Source organism: Caballeronia sp. ATUFL_F1_KS39 (assembly GCF_023630985.1).
Lineage (GTDB): Bacteria > Pseudomonadota > Gammaproteobacteria > Burkholderiales > Burkholderiaceae > Caballeronia > Caballeronia zhejiangensis.
Window position 1 is genome coordinate 1 of sequence record NZ_JALQDZ010000003.1, and the last position, 17,699, is coordinate 17,699.

A 17,699-nucleotide genomic window follows, 5' to 3' on the forward strand; every position below is an offset into this window, starting at 1 on the left:
TGATGCGCGACGGCACAACTTGGAATCCCCCAAAACCATGATCCTTACCAACTCAACCCTTGACGCTCAATACAGTTGCTTTCTTTGCAGCAGCAAAGAAAGTGACTGCCGCCCCGCACAGGGGCAACGCTAATAGACCGACATGAAAACGGGGATCCGGCGAAGAGAAACAAAGCGCCAAACCCCGCACCGCCCACAAGCTTCATAGAAGCTCAATACCAATACAAAATCAAGCCAACCGCGGCCGCGCCGAATCGAACAACGGCCTCACATGCTGATACAGCTCCCGAAACCCCTTCAACCGCTGCCGCAGCAACGCATGCCGTTCGGAATTCGGCGTGAATTCCTGCTTGATCTCGGGCTTCGCGAGCACCGTCGCCGGATCGCCGCCCGCCGCAAGCCACCCGAGCCGTGCCGCGCCGAGCGCCGCGCCGGTCTCGCCGCCGCCGTGCGTGCGCGTCGGGGTATGGAAGGCATCGGCGAACATCTGCGCCCAATACGCGCTACGTGCACCGCCCCCGAGCATCGATAGCGCGCGCGCCTGCGTGCCCGCGGATTGAAGCGCATCGAGGCCATCGGTCAAGGAGAGCGTCACGCCTTCGAGCACCGAATAGCCGAGCAACGCGCGATCGGTCGCGTGCGTCATGCCGAAGAACACGCCCTGCGCATACGGATCGTTGTGCGGCGTGCGCTCACCACTCAGATACGGCAAAAACAACGGCGCAGACGACAAAACATCGACAGGCAAAGATTCGATTTCCGCGAGCAGCGTCGGCTCATCCGTCGATGTCAGCTTGCACACCCAGCGCAAACAGCTTGCCGCCGACAGCACCACGCTCATCTGATGCCACCGATCCGGAATCGCGTGACAGAACGCGTGGACGGCCGAAGCCGGGTTCGGCCGAAAGCGATCGCCGATGACGCACAGCACACCCGATGTGCCCAGCGACAGAAAACCATCGCCCGGATCGGTCGCGCCGATGCCCACCGCGCTCGCGGCATTGTCGCCGCCGCCCGCCGCGACGATCACGCCTTCGCGCAAGCCGAATTCGCGCGCGAGCTCGGGCCGCAAGGTGCCCGAGGGCGCGCTGCCTTCCGCGAGCGACGGCATCTGCCGGCGCGACATGCTGCACGCGGCAAGCAACTCGTCCGACCAGTCGCGGCGCGCGACATCGAGCCAGAGCGTGCCCGCGGCATCGGATGGATCGGACACTTTCGTGCCCGTCAGATGCATCCGCAGATAATCCTTCGGCAACAGCACGCACGCGGTCTGACGGAAGACATCGGGTTCGTTGTGCGCGACCCAGAGCAGCTTCGGCGCGGTGAAGCCAGGCATCGCCAGATTGCCGGCGATCTCGTGCAGGTTCGGCGCGCGCTCGTAGAGCTCGGCGCATTCCTTGTCGCTGCGCATGTCGTTCCACAGGATCGCGGGACGCAGCACCTTGTCCTGCGAATCGAGCAGCACGGCGCCGTGCATCTGACCGGACAGACCGATGCCGCGCACCTGCGCGAACTCATCGGGGAATTTCTCGCGCAGCTTGAAGAGCGCGGCGCGCGTGCCTTCCCACCAGTCGAGCGGATTCTGCTCCGACCAGCGCGGCTTCGGACGCGAAACGGTGAACGGCGTGCCGGCCGTGCCGACGACGCTGCCGTCGCTCGCGAGCAGCAGCACTTTCACTTCGGAGGTGCCGAGGTCGATGCCTAAGTACATGAACGGACCCTTTGTCGTTGCCGGAATCGAACTTGGTCAGAAACCAGGCGGGACGCCATATCGGCGGGAGGCGCTAATTTAACGCCACGCGCGACGCCGCGCCATGAGCACATTACCCGAGCGGCGCGGCTTGCAGTTTCGCGATGCCATTAACGCGGCGATAACAGCGGGCTTATGGCCGCTTATGGCCGCTTGCCGCCTACGGCCGATTGGCGAGCCATGCATCGACTTTCGCAATCGCGCTGCGCATCACGCGTTCGAGGCCTTCGGTCTGCGCCATGCTGCCCCACAGGAGCTTGTCGCTCGTGAAGGCCTTGACCGGATCGGGCGACGTGAAGAAGCCGTGCGCCACCGCCGGATCCATCACGCCATCCTGATAGGCATACGGCAGCTTGCCCTCGTGCCAGCGTTCGAGAAAGCGGAAGAAGAGCGCAGGCAGGATCGCGGTCGAATCGGGATCGACCTTGCGCGCGAAGCATTCCGAGAGCGTCGGCGCGATGAAGCCCGGCAGCTTCGAGAAGCCATCCGCCGCGACGCGCTGGTTCGTGTCCTTGATGTACGGATTGCTGAAGCGGTCGAGCACGACATCGCGATATTTCTCGAGATCGATCGGGCTCGGCGTGAGGCAGGGAATCACGTCGTCGGTGACGTAGGCGTCGGCGAGCGCGCGGATTTCCATGTCCTGCGTGCCTTCATGAATGTATTGCAGCCCGACGAGCGTGCCCGCCCACGCAATGCAGCTATGGCTCGCATTGAGGATGCGGATTTTCGCCTCCTCATACGGATGCACCGATTCGACCATCTCCGCGCCGACCTGCTCCCACGCGGGCCGCCCGGCGATGAAGCTGTCTTCGATCACCCACTGGATGAACTTTTCGCCCATCACGGGCGCTTTGTCGTCGAAGCCGGTCGCGGCCTTCACGCGTTCGGCGACGTCGGGCGTCGGGCGCGGCGTGATGCGATCGACCATCGCGTTCGGACACGACGTGTTCGCGATCATCCACTCGCGCAGCGCGGTCTCGCCGCGCCGTTCGAGAAATTCGAGCATGCCCGCCTTGAAGCGGTCGCCGTTGCTGCGCAGGTTGTCGCAGTTCTGCAGCGATACCTGGCCCGCGCCATTCTTCATGCGCGCATCGAGGATCGCGGCGAGCGCGCCGTAGATCGTGGTTTTTGCGCCCTTGAGGTCGGCGGCGAGATCGGGGTTCGCGGTGTCGAGCTTGTCGTGCTCGTCGAGGTAATAGCCACCTTCGGTGACGGTGAACGACACGATCTTCGTCTTCGGGTCCGCGCCCACGGCGACGAGTTCGGCAAGATCCGCGGACCACGGCACGACCTCTTTGATCGCCCGGATCGTCTCGTATTCGCGCTCGCCCTTCGGCGTGACCGTTTCGAGCGTGTATTCGCCGTTCTGCGCGGCGAGGGCATTGAGCACGGCGTTCATGTCGCCGCGAATATTTCCGACCGCGAGCGACCAGCTTTTGTCGCCCGATTCGTTCAGTCGATGCAGATACCACGCCTGATGCGCGCGATGAAAAGACCCGGCGCCGATGTGCAGGATCACGTTGGCTTCGTTCGTCATGTCGTCTCTTCCTCTGAATGGCGGCGCGCCCGTTCTTCGCGGGCGGCTGGTCGCTTTGGCGCCACGACGGCGGCGGTCAAGGCGGTTTGAGTGAACATTTGCTCGTTCGATGATCGAATGATCGTATTCGGTTCGGCGAAAGTCAAGGTGCGAGGTGGGGTGGGGTTTGCCGCAATGCGGCGCAATTCGCGCGCCTTTGAGCGTTGGGAAGGCGAGTGGTGGAGCGCTCGCGAGCGGCGTTGCAGTGCAACAAGCGATGCGGCAGCGGGAGATCGGGAATAACCCGTAGCGGTGATGCTTTCGGCACTAAGCGAGCCAGATGCCTTCGGATCGGGGGCGGTGTTCGAGCCGATTTCCCAGCGCGTGGATCTGCGCCTTCATGAAATCCTGTCTTCGCGTCGGTCTATTTGCACTGCCCCTGTGCGGGGCGGCACCTACTTTCTTTGCTGCTGCAAAGAAAGTAGGCAAAGGAAGCAGCTTTTCAGGCCCGCGGTCACACGCAATTTGGGTAGTCCTCTCGTCACAGGCGGCACTCGCCTAAAGAGTGCCCTCAAACACCTAATCGGGCTTGGCTCGCGCACGGTCTGACGAGCTAGTTTTCCAAGGACACTGGTTCAGCACGAAACAGCATCGGCACAGCGCTACGCGCTGCCGCCGGGTCTGCAAGGGAAACCATCGGTTTGCGCGCGCAGTGCGCTAAAGATGTTAGGAGCGAAGCGCCTGCCTCCCCGATTGACCGGTCGGCCGCGAAGCGGGCCGGAGCTATTTTGTGCTGAACCCGTTTGGCGTGTGGTGCGATGAGACGGACCGTGCGCGATCCAAGCCCGATTAGGTGTTTGAGGGCACTCTTTAGGCAGCCCACGAACGACGAGAGGACTACCCAAATTGCGTGTGACCGCGGGCGTATCGGAAGCTGCTTTCTTTGCTTACTTTCTTTGCAGCAGCAAAGAAAGTGAGTGCCGCCCCGCACAGGGGCAGTGCTAATAGACCGACACGAATACGGGATCCGACGACAACCAAGACCCCGAAAAAAACACGTCACCGCGCATGCAAACTCGGATGCGCATCAAACACCGGTCCTTGCACGAAATGCACATCGAACTGCTGAAGCGCATTGAACTGCGCCTCATCGCAGACATTCGAAAAGATGAGCGGAATCCTCAACCGATGTGCATACGCCACGAGATGCTTCACCACCGAATCCCGTAAAGCCTGCGCCGCATCCATCTTGATGAAATCGAGCCGCGCCATATCCGACACTGCCATGATCTGCCCGGCATTCGGCAGATTCCCCGCGACCTTGAATCCGTAATGCTGATAGCTCTTCGTGAGATACCCAAGAAACGTCTTGTGCGCGACCGCCGCCGCAGGCAATTCGATCACCACCCGCGACGGGTTCATCCCGAACTCCATCAGGACGGAAGAGAAGTGCAGTCCGTGGTCATACTTCACGCTCTTCAATAGCCGCTCATGCACGCGCAGAAACAAAAGCCCCGGCCGATGCGGCCCGAAGAAATTGAACGCATGCAGCGCGCGCGACAGCCGGTCCAGCACGACCAGCTCGCGATCGTCTTCCAGTTGTCCGAACGGATCGCGCGGCGCATCGCCCTGAATGAGCGTCAACGCCTGCACGCCGAGTTCGTCGCCGAAACGCTCCGCGCTCTCCGGCGATGCGCTCAAAGTCTGCGGAAAGCTGTGCGTGCCGACATCGAAGATCGGCTCGTAGGCGCTCGAAATGCACAGATCGCGGTAATGCGCGATCGCCTGACCGGCGTGCTCGTTCTCGCCAAGCACGACATGCGCGCCAAGAAACGGATGTTCCGCGGCGCGGGCGACGAGTTCAGGCAAGGACGGGGCGATCATGGATGGAGCGTCGAGTTCGTGAGGCGTGCCGTACCGGGCAATTTTCATTCGAATGGTCGATGGTATCAGCGCGCAACGCCGCGTCCAGCACCAAATTCACATATTGATATGCGCGGCGAGGCCCGTCGATTAAGGGTATACGATGGATTTCACTAATCGTAATTGGTTTTACCATCCGTAAATTGCAGCGACGACATGCCGCGCACGGCGCCGTCGCCTGAACCGTCGCACTTTTCGTCGAGGATTCCGACCATGCCAACGTTCGAGACGCACACGGACGCGAACCAGCACTATCAATCGGGTTTCGCCAACGACTTCGCCACTGAGGCGCTGCCGGGCGCGTTGCCGATCGGCCGCAACTCGCCGCAACGCGCCGCTTACGGCCTGTACGCCGAGCAGCTTTCGGGCACCGCGTTCACCGCGCCGCGCGCGCACAATCGCCGTTCGTGGCTCTATCGGATACGTCCGGCGGCCGTGCACAAGCCGTTCACGCGCATTCCCGCCGACACGCTGCGCGCCAAACTCGTGGCCAATTTCGCCGATGTTCCACCGACGCCGCCGAACCAGTTGCGCTGGGATCCGCTGCCGATGCCCGCCGCGCCGACCGATTTCATCGACGGCTGGGTGACGATGGCCGGCAACGGCGCCGCGGAATCGATGTCCGGTTGCGCGATCCATCTCTACGCCGCGAACCGCTCGATGCAGGACCGCTTCTTCTACAACGCCGACGGCGAATTGCTGATCGTGCCGCAGCAGGGACGTCTCGCGATCTTCACGGAACTCGGCAAGCTCGATATCGAGCCGCACGAAATCGCGGTGATTCCGCGCGGCGTGCGCTTTTCGGTGACGCTGCCCGATGGCGAAGCGCGCGGCTACATCTGCGAAAACTTCGGCGCGCTGCTGCAATTGCCCGATCTCGGTCCGATCGGCTCGAACGGGCTGGCGAATCCGCGCGACTTCCTCACGCCGAACGCCGCGTATGAAGACCGCGAAGGCAGGTTCGAACTCGTCACGAAGATGAACGGCGTGCTTTGGCGCGCGGACATCGGTCATTCGCCGCTCGATGTCGTCGCGTGGCACGGCAATTACGCGCCGTACAAGTACGATCTGCGCCACTTCAACACCATCGGCTCGATCAGCTACGACCATCCGGATCCGTCGATCTTTCTCGTGCTTCAATCGCCGAGCGACACGCCGGGCGTCGATTCCGTCGACTTCGTGATCTTCCCGCCGCGCTGGCTCGCCGCGGAAGATACGTTCCGGCCGCCGTGGTTTCATCGCAATGTCGCGAGCGAGTTCATGGGACTCGTGCACGGCGTCTACGACGCGAAGGCCGAAGGCTTCGTGCCCGGCGGCGCGAGCCTGCACAACTGCATGTCGGGGCACGGGCCGGATGCGGAAACGTTCGAGAAGGCATCGAAGAGCGATACGTCGAAGCCCGCGAAAGTCGACGCCACGATGGCCTTCATGTTCGAGACGCGCACGCTCATCAAGCCGACTCAGTTCGCGCTCGAAACCGCGCAGTTGCAGGCGAATTATTACGAGTGCTGGCAAGGTCTCACGAAACACTTCAACCCGGAGCAACGATGATCGACGCGCTGAAGGCCACACTCGCGCCCACTTTGAAGAGCTGGATCGAATCCGCGAACGATCCCGCGAGCGACTTCCCGATTCAGAACCTGCCGTTCGGCATATTCAGCGACGCGGTGAACGCGCAGCCGCGCGCGGGCGTCGCGATAGGCGACTGGATCGCCGATCTCGCCGTGCTCGAAGACGCGCGTCTGATCGATGCGCGCGGCACGTTCCACGCATCGCGCCTGAACGACTTCATCGCGCTCGGACGCGAGACGTGGCGAGGCGTTCGTATCGCGCTGTCCGCGTTGCTCGCGCACGGCAATGCGACGTTGCGCGACGACGAAGCCTTGCGCCGCCGCGCGCTCGTGCCGCGCTCCGATGCGACGATGCATCTGCCGGTCGAGATTCCTGGCTACACGGATTTTTATTCGTCGAAGGAGCACGCGACGAACGTCGGCTCGATGTTCCGCGATCCGAAGAACGCGCTTCTGCCGAACTGGTCGGAATTGCCGGTCGGCTATAACGGGCGCGCGTCGTCGGTGGTCGTGAGCGGCACGCCCGTGCGCCGCCCGAACGGTCAGATCAAGCTGCCGAACGAAGAGCGCCCGATCTTCAGCGCGTGCCGCAAGCTCGATATCGAACTGGAGACGGGCTTCATCATCGGGCGCGGCAATGCGCTCGGCGAGCCGATCGCGTGTGAGGACGCGGAGGCGCATATCTTCGGCATGGTGCTGCTCAACGACTGGAGCGCGCGCGATATCCAGCAATGGGAGTACGTGCCGCTCGGCCCGTTCAACTCGAAGGGCTTCGCGACGACGATCTCGCCGTGGATCGTCACGCTCGATGCGCTCGAACCGTTTCGCACCGCGACGCCCGCGCAGGATCCGCAACCGCTCGCGTATCTGCGTCACGAAGGCGATCACGCGTTCGATATCGAACTGGAAGTCACGCTGCGTCCGGAAGGCGCGCACACGCCGACGACCATTTCACGCACCAACTTCAAGCTGATGTACTGGTCGATGGCGCAGCAGCTCGCGCATCACACGGTTGGCGGATGCAATACGCGCGTCGGCGATCTGATGGGATCGGGCACGATAAGCGGGCCGACGCCGGATTCGTGCGGCAGCCTGCTCGAAAGCACCTGGAACGGCCAGCGGCCCGTGAAGCTGGAAGAGGGCGGCGAGCGCGCGTTTCTACAGGACGGCGATGAAATCACCCTGCGCGGATGGTGCCAGGGCGAGGGATATCGCGTGGGCTTCGGCGAATGCGCGGGGCGGATTTTGCCGGCGCGCGGGTGAAACACCGCGGCCGGTCGTTGCGGGTCAGGCTTTCCTGACGAACTCGGTCTTGAGGCTCATCGCGCCGAAGCCATCGATTTTGCAGTCGATGTCGTGATCGGCGTCGACGAGCCGGATGTTCTTGACCTTGGTGCCCATCTTGACGACGCCACCGCCGCCCTTGAGCTTCAGATCCTTGATGACGGTGACGGTGTCGCCATCGTGAAGAACGTTGCCCGCGGAATCGCGATAGACCTTCGCGGCGGGCTCCGATGCGGTATCTGTCTGCGCGGACCATTCGTGCGCGCATTCGGGACAGATGTACATGCCCGCATCTTCAAAGGTGAATGCCGACTGGCATTGCGGACAGGGAGGTAAAGCGCTCATACGTTTCCTTGATGCCTCGTAGCGGAATTGAAGGCCGGAAAAGTATACCGCCGACCTCGCGCCGAACGACACGCTCGAACTCCTAACCGCGCCGCTCCCACCACGCCGCAGCGAGAAACGCGCACGCGGCCGCCGTCAGCACGCCGATGAGCGCATCGGCGCCGACGCGCTGCATCAGCGTGCCCGCGACGATCGGTCCGCCGAAACTCGCGACGCTCCACGAAGCCCCGACAATCGCCGTCGCCGAGACCAGCGACGGTCCGCGAAAGCGTTCGCCGCACGCGACGAGCGACAGCGTGTACACGCTGCCCGCCGCCGCGCCGGTCACGAAGAGCAGCGGCCAGCAGATCCACGGATACGCGATCGCCCAAGGCAAAAGCGGCAGCAGCAGCGCGACGACCACGCCCGCGCCCGCATGCACCTTCGCGCGCCCGATGCGGTCGGCGAGCCAGCCGATCGGGAACTGCATCGTCGTATCGCCGAGCAGGATCGCCGATGCGAACAGCACGCCGATATCCTCGCCGACGCCGTGCGACATCGCGAAAAGCGGCATCAGCGAGAGCGCGAGCGTGTCGAAGAGCGCGAAAAAGCCCGTGCCGATCACGAGCGCGGGCATGCGCGGCAACACGCTGCGCCAGTCGCCGTGCTCGCCTTCTTCCGATGCCAGCGCGTGCGGCGCGCCGCGTATCGATGCGAGCGCGGGCAACGCCAGCAGAAAGATCGCCCCGCAGATGGCAAAGCGCATCGACGGCAAGCCGCCGATCACGCTGACGAGCACCGGGCCCGTCATCTGGAAGAGCGTGAAGTTGGTCGCGTAGATCGCGACGACGCGGCCGCGCGTGGAGTCGTCGGCGAGTTGCGTGACCCATGCTTCGCCGATCGTGAAAAGCAGCATCAGCGCCGCGCCGCACAGAAAACGCAGCACGGCCCACAGCCACAGGTTCACGGTGAACTGCATCGCGATAGTCGAGAACGCCGCGACGATCACCGTGCCGACGATCGTCTCGCGCGCCCCGAAATGCCCCGCGAAGCGGCTCGCCACCGGCGCGACCATGAGCCCGCCGAGCGCCTGCGTCGCCGTCATCCAGCCGACGATGTCCGTGCCATAACCCGATTGCGTCAGCGCGAGCGACGTCAGCGGCAGCGTCGCGCCGAGCCCCAGGCCGACAACCGCGACGCTCAGAATCAGCGCGAGAAAATCGCGCGAGAGAATGCCTTTCATGCAACGTACCGCCCGAAGCAACTCAGGCGGGTTGTCCGATCGAAAGACGGCGCGCGCGCTTGTCGAGCGTCGCCGAGAGCAGCGTCAGGCCGAACGCGCTCACCGCCATCAGTACGCCGACCCACGGCAGCGACGTGAGCGGTGCGCCCGCGCCGATCACGCAGCCGCCGAGCCACGCGCCCGTCGCGTTGCCGAGATTGAACGCGCCCTGGTTCAACGTCGATGCGAGATTCGGCGCATCGCTCGCGCGGTTCACGATCAGCATTTGCAGCGGCGGCACGATCGCGAAGGCGAGCACGCCCCAGAAGAAGATCGTGATCATCGCGGCGACCGGCTGATGCATCGTGCCGGCGAAGATCGTCAGAACGGCGACGATCGCGAGCAGGAAGGACAGCAGCGAACGCAGCAGCTTCCAGTCCGCGAGCTTGCCGCCGAGCGTGCTGCCGACCGTCAGGCCGAGACCGAACAGCAGCAGCACATACGTGACCGCGTGCGGCGAAAGGCCCGTCACGTCTTCGAGAATCGGCGTGATATACGTGAACACCGAGAAAAGACTGGCCGACGCGAGCACGCTGATGCCGAGCACCATCAGCACTTGCGGGTTCTTGAGCACGTCGAATTCGCGCAGGATGCTGGTTTCCGGCATCTCGATGTGCTTCGGCAGGCACACATGCAGCGCGCCCGCCGCCGCGACGCCGATCAGCGTGACGACCCAGAACGTCGAGCGCCAGCCGGCCGCTTGGCCGAGCGCGGTGCCGAGCGGCACGCCGAGCACGTTGGCGAGCGTGAGGCCGGTGAACATCAGCGCGATGGCCTGCGCGCGGCGGTTCGGCGCGACGAGATCGGCCGCGACCACCGAGCCGATGCCGAAGAACGCGCCGTGACAGAACGCGGTGACGATGCGCGCGCCCATCAGCACCCAGTAGTTCGGCGCGAGCGCGCACAGCAGATTGCCGACGATGAACACGCCGATCAGGCTCATCAGCGCCTTCTTGCGCGGCATCTTCGCGGTGACGACGGCGAGAATCGGCGCGCCGACCGTCACGCCGAGCGCATAGCCGGACACGAGCATGCCCGCCGCCGGAATCGTCACCGCGAGATCGCGCGCGACGTTGGGCAACAGGCCCATGATGACGAATTCCGTCGTGCCGATGCCGAACGCGGCAATGGCGAGAGCGAAAAGAGGCAGAGGCATGGCGGAAGAGAAGGAGATGTCACGTCTGGGCGCATCGTCGGATTGAGCGATGCAGGCGCCGAGGCGGAGTTGAAGGCTCGAATTGTACCGAAACGTCATTTTCGACGCTGGTATAAACCCTTATTCCGATCGGCCGATCCATGCTCCGGCCCGAACGGATATTCTTTCTGACGCGGCAGCGGCGCACGACTCTTGCAAACGCTGCGCCGCCATGCGTCAGATGTTTCCGGTAACACGCTCGCGGCCTCGCATTCCTTGCGCGTCGGGGGCGCCGCGCAGTGTTGGTCGCAGTGTTGGTAAAACGCAGCAACTTTTTGAACGAAAGATGTCACTGACAAAATTCTGTATTCACGCGGCAGCCGCCGGCACGCTGTTCATCGCTACGCTTGCGTTCGCCCAGAGCGACGCCGCCGGGCCCATCGCAACGCAGGCGGGAACGCTGCACTTTCTCCGCGATGAATCCGGCATGGCCGCGGTCATCGACAAAGAGGTATTCGATCGCTTCGACGCGAAGCGCGTCGTCCATTTCGATGAAACTTCCGGCACGAGCGACACCGTCACGCGCATGCTCGTGCAGACCGGTTCAGGCCCGATCCTCTACGATTTCCGCCGCCATCCGCCGCTCGTGCAGCGCGCCGGCCAGCGCATGACGGTCAAGCGCGTGTTCTGGCAAGGCGAGGAGGTGGTGATGCAGTCGAATCTCGGCTGGTACCGCTTGCAGCGCGGCAAGCTCACGAAGCTGCAATCGTCGACGAACGTCTATCACTGAGCGGGAATACGCGCTCGCCCGCGATCACGTAGAGCGCTTCGCCGCGCACGCCGCCGTTGACTTCGAAGCCGCCCGTGAACGCGCCGAACGCCGGCAGCACGCCCGCGCGAGGGCCGAAGCGAAAGCACGGCAGACGCGCGCTGTCGACGCGCGTCGCGAGCCGGTACACCGGATGCTCGTGTCCCGCGAGCGCGTAAGCGCCATCGACCGTCTGCGGATGATGGCAAAGCGCCCACGGTCCGAGCGCGTGCGGTTCCTTCACGACATCGACGCCGAACAGCGCGGGCAGCGCGCCCGCGTGCCTGTCGTGATTGCCTTCGACGAGCACGAGCGCGAGTTCGCGATGCTTCGCGCGCCACGCGGCGAGGGCGTCGAGCGTCTCGTCGGCGTGGGATTCGCGCGCGTGCAGCAAGTCGCCGAGAAAGACGATCGATTCCGGCCGATGAGCCGCGACGAGCGCATCGAGCCGCGCGAGGCTCTCGCCGGTCGTGCCGACGGGCACCGGAATGCCGCGCGCGCGGAACACGGCGTCCTTGCCGAAGTGCGCATCGGCGATGAAAAGGCTTCGGGCGTGCGGATCGAACGCCGCGCGATCGGCGGATAGGACGAGCGCGTGGCCATTCACATCGATGGTCAAAGCTTCCATTTATGTCTTCGCCGCCTTCTCCAGATCCGCGAGCATGCGCTCGACGCGATCCGAGAGCTTCTCCGTGCTCACCTTTTCCCGCAAGCGCGCGACGATCAGCGGAAACGCGAACGGCGTGGGCTTCTTCGGCGCATGCAGCGCGAGGCGGCTCGCGCTCATGCGTTCGAGCGCCGCGCGGATGCGGCCGAGTTCGAGTTCCTGCAGCATCACTTCCTGATCGGCCTGCGCAAGCAGCAGATTGCTGCTGTCGTGCTTGCGAAAGACTTCGTAGAACAATCCGCTCGACGCCTGCAATTGCCTCGCGCTTTTCTGCTGTCCCGGATGCCCCTGATAAATCAGCCCCGACACGCGCGCGATTTCGCGAAAACGCCGCGCCGACAATTCGGATGCGTTGAGGCTCGCGAGAATGTCGTGCTCCAGATTCTCCGGGGAAAAAAGCCCTTCCGCGATGAGCGTCTCCCAGTCGAACGGTTTTGCCGACAACAGTTCGAAGCCGTAATCGTTCATCGAAATCGAAAACGTGCTCGGCTGATCGCGTGCGACGCGCCATCCGATCAGCGATCCCAGGCCGATATGCGCCATGCGCCCAGCAAACGGATAGCAAAAGAAGTGATGACCTTCGCGCGAGCGCACGCGTTCGACGACGAGCACGCCCGGCCCCGGCAGCGCGGACCACTTCGCCTGCAAATCGAGCAGCGGTTTGACGGCGCGCATTTCCGGCTCGTCGTAGATGCCGTCGTTGGCGCGCGCGAGCATCACGAGTGCGGCATCGGCCAGTTCGGACGACAGCGGCATCTTGCTGCCCGCCCATTGCGGCATCGCCCCGCGCGATGAAGTCGCGCGTTTCACATACGCGGTCATGTCGCGCACGCGCACGAGTTCAAGCGCGCGTCCGCCGAAGGTGAAGACATCGCCGGGCTTCAAGCGCGAGATGAACGACTCCTCCATCGCGCCGATGCGCCCGCCCGTCATATAGGCGACGTTGATGGTTGCGTTTGCAACTATCGTCCCGACGTTGTTGCGATGCCTGCGCACGAGGTCTTCGCGCGGCACGCGATACACGCCGTCATCGTCCTTCACTACGCGATGAAAGTCCGGATACGCCGCGAGCGATGCGCCGCCGCGCTCGACGAAAGCGAGCGCCCAGTCGAATTCCCGCTGCGTCAGATCGCGATACGCATACGCGCTCTTCACTTCGTCGAGCATGTCGGCGGGCGTGAAGCCGCCGCCGATCGCCACCGTCACGAGATGCTGGACGAGCACGTCGAGCGGCTTCAACGGCATGTCGCGTCCTTCGATGCGCCGCTCTTCGATCGCCCAGCGCGCCGCGGCCGCTTCGACGAGTTCGAGCGCATGCGTCGGCACGATCGTCACGCGCGATACGCGCCCCGGCGCGTGCCCCGAGCGTCCCGCGCGCTGCATCAGACGCGCGACGCCTTTGGGCGAGCCGATCTGAAACACGCGATCGACCGGCAGAAAATCGACGCCCAGATCGAGACTCGACGTGCACACGACCGCCTTCAGTTGCCCGTTCTTCAAGCCTAGTTCGACCCAGTCGCGCACTTCCTTGTCGAGCGATCCGTGATGCAGCGCGAGCAAGCCGGCCCAGTCGGGCCGCAATTCGAGCAGCGCGCGATACCAGATTTCCGATTGCGAACGCGTGTTGGTGAAGACGAGCGAGCTTTGCGCGCGCTCGATTTCGTCGGCGACGGGACCGACTTGCCGCACGCCGAGATGGCCACCCCACGGGAAGCGCTCGATGGTTTCGGGAATCAGCGTATCGACGACGAGCGTTTTCGGCTGCGCGCCACGCACCACGACGCGCGGCGTCTTCACCGGATGCAGCAACGCATCGTGCGCGAGCGCGAGATTGCCGAGCGTCGCGGACAAGCCCCAGATCTGCAGATCGGGACGCCAGCGCGCGAGCCGCGCGATCGCCAGTTGCGTCTGCGTGCCGCGCTTGTTGCCGAGCAGTTCGTGCCATTCATCGACGACGATCATGCGCAGATGCTTCAGTTCTTCTTGCGCGTTGGCGCGCGTGAGCATCAGCGTGAGGCTTTCGGGCGTCGTGACGAGCGCGGACGGCATCCGGCGACTCTGACGCGCGCGTTCCGTCGATGACGTGTCGCCGGTGCGCAGCCCGACCGTCCACGGCACGTTCAGCGCAGTGACGGCGCTTTGCAGCGCGCGGGCGCTGTCGGCGGCGAGCGCGCGCATCGGCGTGATCCAGAGGAGGGTGAGCGGCGCGGGATTCTTATCGGCTTTCGATGACCGCGCGAAAGCCGCGAGCGCCCCGAGCCACACGGCCCACGTTTTGCCCGCGCCCGTCGTCGCGTGAAGCAGGCCGCTCGCGCCACGCTCGATCTCACGCCACGCTTCGCGCTGAAACTCGAAAGGCTGCCAGCCGCGCTCGTCGAACCAGCGCGCGATGCGTTCGTCGATTGGCTTTGCAGCTTCGTTCGCGTCGTACGCGAAAGGCGCGGGCGTGAAGGATTCGGGGGCGGCATCGAGTTTTGCCTGCGCCGCACGCGTGCGCGGCACGCGTCGAGGTCGCGGCGCGCGGCGCCTGCGCTCGCCGGCCGATTCGGACTCGCTCATGCCGTGGCCCCGTTCAGAAAGCCCTTGAGGATGTCGAGCGTATCGGCGTCTTCGATTTTTTTATCGGTGCGCCAGCGCAGCATGCGCGGAAAGCGCACGGCGATGCCCGATTTGTGACGCGGGCTCGCCTGTATGCCTTCGAAGCCGATCTCGAAGACGAGCGTCGGCGTGACGCTTCTCACCGGCCCGAATTTCTCGATGGTCGTCTTGCGCACGATCGCATCGACCTGGCGCATTTCTTCGTCGGTCAGTCCTGAATACGCTTTTGCGAAGGGCACGAGCGTGCGCGTGCCGTCGGCTTCGTCCCAGACGGCGAAGGTGAAATCCGTGTACAAGCTCGCGCGCCGGCCGTGACCGCGCTGCGCATAGAGCAGCACGGCGTCGATCGCATACGGATCGATCTTCCACTTCCACCACGTTCCCGACGCCTTCGTGCGCCCGACGCCGTACATCGACGCGCGTTCCTTTAGCATGAATCCTTCGACGCCGCGCGCACGGCTTTCGTCGCGCAATTTCGCCAGTGCAGTCCAGTCGGATGCCGTCACGACCGGCGACACGCGCAAGACATTCACCGCAAGCGACGACGCGAGCGCGTCGAGTTGCGCGCGCCGCGCGTGCAGCGGCTCCATGCGCAGATCGCGGCCATCGATTTCGAGCAGATCGTAGGCAAGCAGCGCGGCGGGGGAATCGGCCAGCACTTTCTTCGTGAGCGACTTGCGCGTGATGCGCGGCTGCAGTCGCGCGAAGGGCAAGGGCGCGTTCGCGCCCGGTTCCCACGCGAGGATTTCGCCGTCGATCACGGTGCCGTCGGGCAACGCTTCGCCGAGCGACGCGAGCTCCGGAAAGCGCTCCGTGACGAGATCCTCGCCGCGCGACCAGATCCATACGCGGCCCGCGCGCTTCACGAGCTGCGCGCGTATGCCGTCCCATTTCCATTCGACGATCCAGTCGTCGGGCGAGCCGAGCGTCGCCGGATCGGCCTGCAGCGGATGCGCGAGAAAGAACGGGTACGGCAGGCCGATATCGCTTTCGTGCGGCGTGTCGACGTCATCGCCTTCTGCTGCGGGCGCGATCAGCCGAAGATAGCGCGCGGCGCTCGGTTTCTCGCGCGAATCGGTCCAGCCGACCATGCGTTGCGCGATGCGCTTATGATCGACGCCCGCGACCTGCGCGAGCGCGCGCACGACGAGCTGCCGCGCGACGCCGACGCGAAAGCCGCCGCCGATCAGCTTCGTCAGCAGGAAACGCTCGCTCCAGTTGAGTTCGTCCCAGTAACTCAGAAGCCGCTCGCGCAATTCGGACGGATCCGCGCCGCGCAGCGTGAGGATGCGTTCCTCGATCCATTGCGCGAGTCCGAGCGACGATTCTCCCGACGCCGGCGGCAAAACGTGCGCGATGGTTTCAGCGAGATCGCCGACCGCCTGATACGACTCTTCGAAGAGCCACTCCGGCAAGCCCGCGCGTTCGCGGGCGAACTCGGTGAGCAGACGCGTCGGCACCGACTGGCGCGGCTTGCCGCCTGCGAGAAAGTACGACGCCCACGCGGCGTCTTCGGCTTGCGCGCCCGAGAAATACGCGATCAGCGCTTCGAGCTTTTCGTTCGTCGATGTCGTCGCGTCGAGCGCGGCGTAGAGCGTCGCGAAGCGCTTCATGATGTTTGCGCCATATCGGCTTCGATGGCGTCGTCGCCGTATTCGGTCGTGAACGCGCCCGCATCGAGGCCTTGCTCGTTGAGCCAGCGCACCATCGGCTCGATCTGTCCGTGCGTGACGATCACGCGCTCGGCGCCGCTCGCACCGATGGCGAGCTGCAGGCCGGGCCAGTCCGCGTGATCCGATAGCACGAAGCCGCGATCGACGCCCTTGCGGCGCCGCGTGCCGCGCAGACGCATCCAGCCGGACGCGAAGGCATCGCTGTATTCGCCGAAGCGGCGCATCCAGGTGCTGCCTTGCGCGGACGGCGGCGCGACGATCAGCGCGCCCTTGAACGCGGCCTTGTCTTTCGCGGCGATCTCGCTGACGAGGCGCGTCGGCGGCAACGCGACGCCCGATTCGCGATACGCGCGATTGAGCGGCTCGACCGCGCCGTGACAGAAGATCGGACCGATGGCGGCATCGACGCCCGCGAGCACGCGCTGCGCCTTGCCGAACGAATAGCAGAGCAGCACCGACGCGCGGCCTTGCGCCGCGTTATGCCGCCACCATGAGTCGATGCCGTCGAAGACATCGCGCGAGCTGTCCCATCGATAGATCGGCAGCCCGAACGTCGATTCGGTGATGAACGTATCGCAGCGCACCGGCTCGAACGGCGCGCAGGTCGGATCGGGCTCGACCTTGTAATCGCCGGACGCGACCCACACGCGGCCCTTGTGTTCAACGCGCACCTGCGCCGATCCGAGCACGTGCCCGGCAGGATGCAGCGACACGCGCACACCGTTCACGACGATTGCTTCTCCGTAAGCGAGCGCTTGAACATCGATGCCCGGCAGCCGCGACAGCAACACGCCGACGCCCGGCTCGGCCGCCAGGTAATGCGTGTGCCCGAAGCGCGCGTGATCGGCATGCGCGTGCGTGATGACGGCACGTTCGACAGGCCGCCACGGGTCGATATGGAAGTTGCCCGGCACACAGAAAAGACCCTCGGGCCGCGCGACGATGAGATCGGAAGAAGTGTCCACGAGTCGTTGATCGGTGCCGTGAATGAAAGTCACATGACAAGCGATCTCGCAGGCTATGTCCATGTGTTCGATTCTGGCAACAAAAGCACATGCCGTGCCCGTCATGGCGCTTTCACGAATTGCGTCTAGGGTGTAAAAGTTTGTTTAGCCCGAGCGCCTGTTCAGCGGCGGTCGTTCAGGCTGCTTGTCAGCGAAACACG

At 64.4% G+C, this 17,699-nt stretch carries 13 protein-coding genes; 3 read left to right on the plus strand and 10 right to left on the minus strand.

What is annotated here, in order from left to right; genetic code table 11:
• Positions 1 to 229 precede the first annotated feature (229 nt).
• The 3 genes from xylB to NCR93_RS02940 all read right to left on the minus strand — a co-directional run bounded on the left by xylB (position 230) and on the right by NCR93_RS02940 (position 5,153).
• Positions 230 to 1,711, minus strand: a complete 1,482-nt coding sequence (gene xylB / locus NCR93_RS02930; RefSeq protein ID WP_175982830.1) for a xylulokinase — start codon at positions 1,709 to 1,711, stop codon at positions 230 to 232.
• 199 nt (positions 1,712 to 1,910) lie between these two features.
• A complete protein-coding gene (dalD, locus tag NCR93_RS02935) occupies positions 1,911 to 3,290 on the minus strand; it encodes a D-arabinitol 4-dehydrogenase (RefSeq protein WP_175982829.1) in 1,380 nt (459 codons plus the stop codon).
• Between the two features lie 1,038 nt (positions 3,291 to 4,328).
• On the minus strand, positions 4,329 to 5,153 hold the full coding sequence (locus NCR93_RS02940) for an EAL domain-containing protein (RefSeq protein ID WP_008351242.1): 825 nt from the start codon (positions 5,151 to 5,153) through the stop codon (positions 4,329 to 4,331).
• Between the two features lie 252 nt (positions 5,154 to 5,405).
• Between NCR93_RS02940 and hmgA the strand changes: the two genes are divergently transcribed.
• Together hmgA and fahA are read left to right on the plus strand one after the other, a co-directional pair.
• Positions 5,406 to 6,743, plus strand: a complete 1,338-nt coding sequence (gene hmgA / locus NCR93_RS02945) for a homogentisate 1,2-dioxygenase (RefSeq protein ID WP_175982828.1) — start codon at positions 5,406 to 5,408, stop codon at positions 6,741 to 6,743.
• Entirely contained in the window at positions 6,740 to 8,026 is a 1,287-nt protein-coding gene (gene fahA / locus NCR93_RS02950) for a fumarylacetoacetase (RefSeq protein WP_175982827.1), read from the plus strand. Before hmgA ends, fahA begins: the two co-directional genes overlap by 4 nt.
• 24 nt (positions 8,027 to 8,050) lie before the next feature.
• Here fahA and NCR93_RS02955 read toward each other — a convergent pair whose 3' ends face one another.
• From NCR93_RS02955 to NCR93_RS02965, 3 genes are all read right to left on the minus strand, one after another.
• Complete coding sequence (locus NCR93_RS02955) at positions 8,051 to 8,392, minus strand: zinc ribbon domain-containing protein YjdM (RefSeq protein WP_175982826.1); 342 nt, start codon at positions 8,390 to 8,392, stop codon at positions 8,051 to 8,053.
• Between the two features lie 82 nt (positions 8,393 to 8,474).
• Positions 8,475 to 9,614 carry an MFS transporter gene (locus NCR93_RS02960; protein WP_175982825.1) on the minus strand — a complete coding sequence of 380 codons (1,140 nt, stop codon included), beginning with the start codon at positions 9,612 to 9,614 and terminating at the stop codon, positions 8,475 to 8,477.
• Positions 9,615 to 9,636: 22 nt separating this feature from the next.
• Positions 9,637 to 10,809: an MFS transporter gene (locus tag NCR93_RS02965; RefSeq protein WP_033537120.1), complete on the minus strand. Its 1,173-nt coding sequence runs from the start codon at positions 10,807 to 10,809 to the stop codon at positions 9,637 to 9,639.
• 325 nt (positions 10,810 to 11,134) lie between these two features.
• On the opposite strand from NCR93_RS02965, the gene NCR93_RS32105 reads away from it, so the two are divergent.
• A complete protein-coding gene (locus tag NCR93_RS32105) occupies positions 11,135 to 11,578 on the plus strand; it encodes a hypothetical protein (protein ID WP_008351236.1) in 444 nt (147 codons plus the stop codon).
• On the opposite strand, the gene pdeM is transcribed toward NCR93_RS32105, so the two are convergent.
• The 4 genes from pdeM to NCR93_RS02990 are packed head-to-tail and all read right to left on the minus strand — an operon-like array spanning position 11,541 to position 17,499.
• Positions 11,541 to 12,224 (minus strand): ligase-associated DNA damage response endonuclease PdeM, encoded by a 684-nt coding sequence (gene pdeM / locus NCR93_RS02975; protein ID WP_008351232.1) that lies wholly within the window; start codon positions 12,222 to 12,224, stop codon positions 11,541 to 11,543. The two genes, NCR93_RS32105 and pdeM, sit on opposite strands and share 38 nt — an antisense overlap.
• A complete protein-coding gene (locus tag NCR93_RS02980) occupies positions 12,225 to 14,822 on the minus strand; it encodes a ligase-associated DNA damage response DEXH box helicase (protein WP_239295377.1) in 2,598 nt (865 codons plus the stop codon). It lies immediately after the preceding gene.
• Entirely contained in the window at positions 14,819 to 16,474 is a 1,656-nt protein-coding gene (locus tag NCR93_RS02985) for an ATP-dependent DNA ligase (RefSeq protein WP_175982823.1), read from the minus strand. The genes NCR93_RS02980 and NCR93_RS02985 overlap by 4 nt, the downstream gene beginning before the upstream one ends.
• Complete coding sequence (locus NCR93_RS02990) at positions 16,471 to 17,499, minus strand: ligase-associated DNA damage response exonuclease (protein ID WP_175982822.1); 1,029 nt, start codon at positions 17,497 to 17,499, stop codon at positions 16,471 to 16,473. The genes NCR93_RS02985 and NCR93_RS02990 overlap by 4 nt, the downstream gene beginning before the upstream one ends.
• Between the last annotated feature and the right edge of the window lie 200 nt (positions 17,500 to 17,699).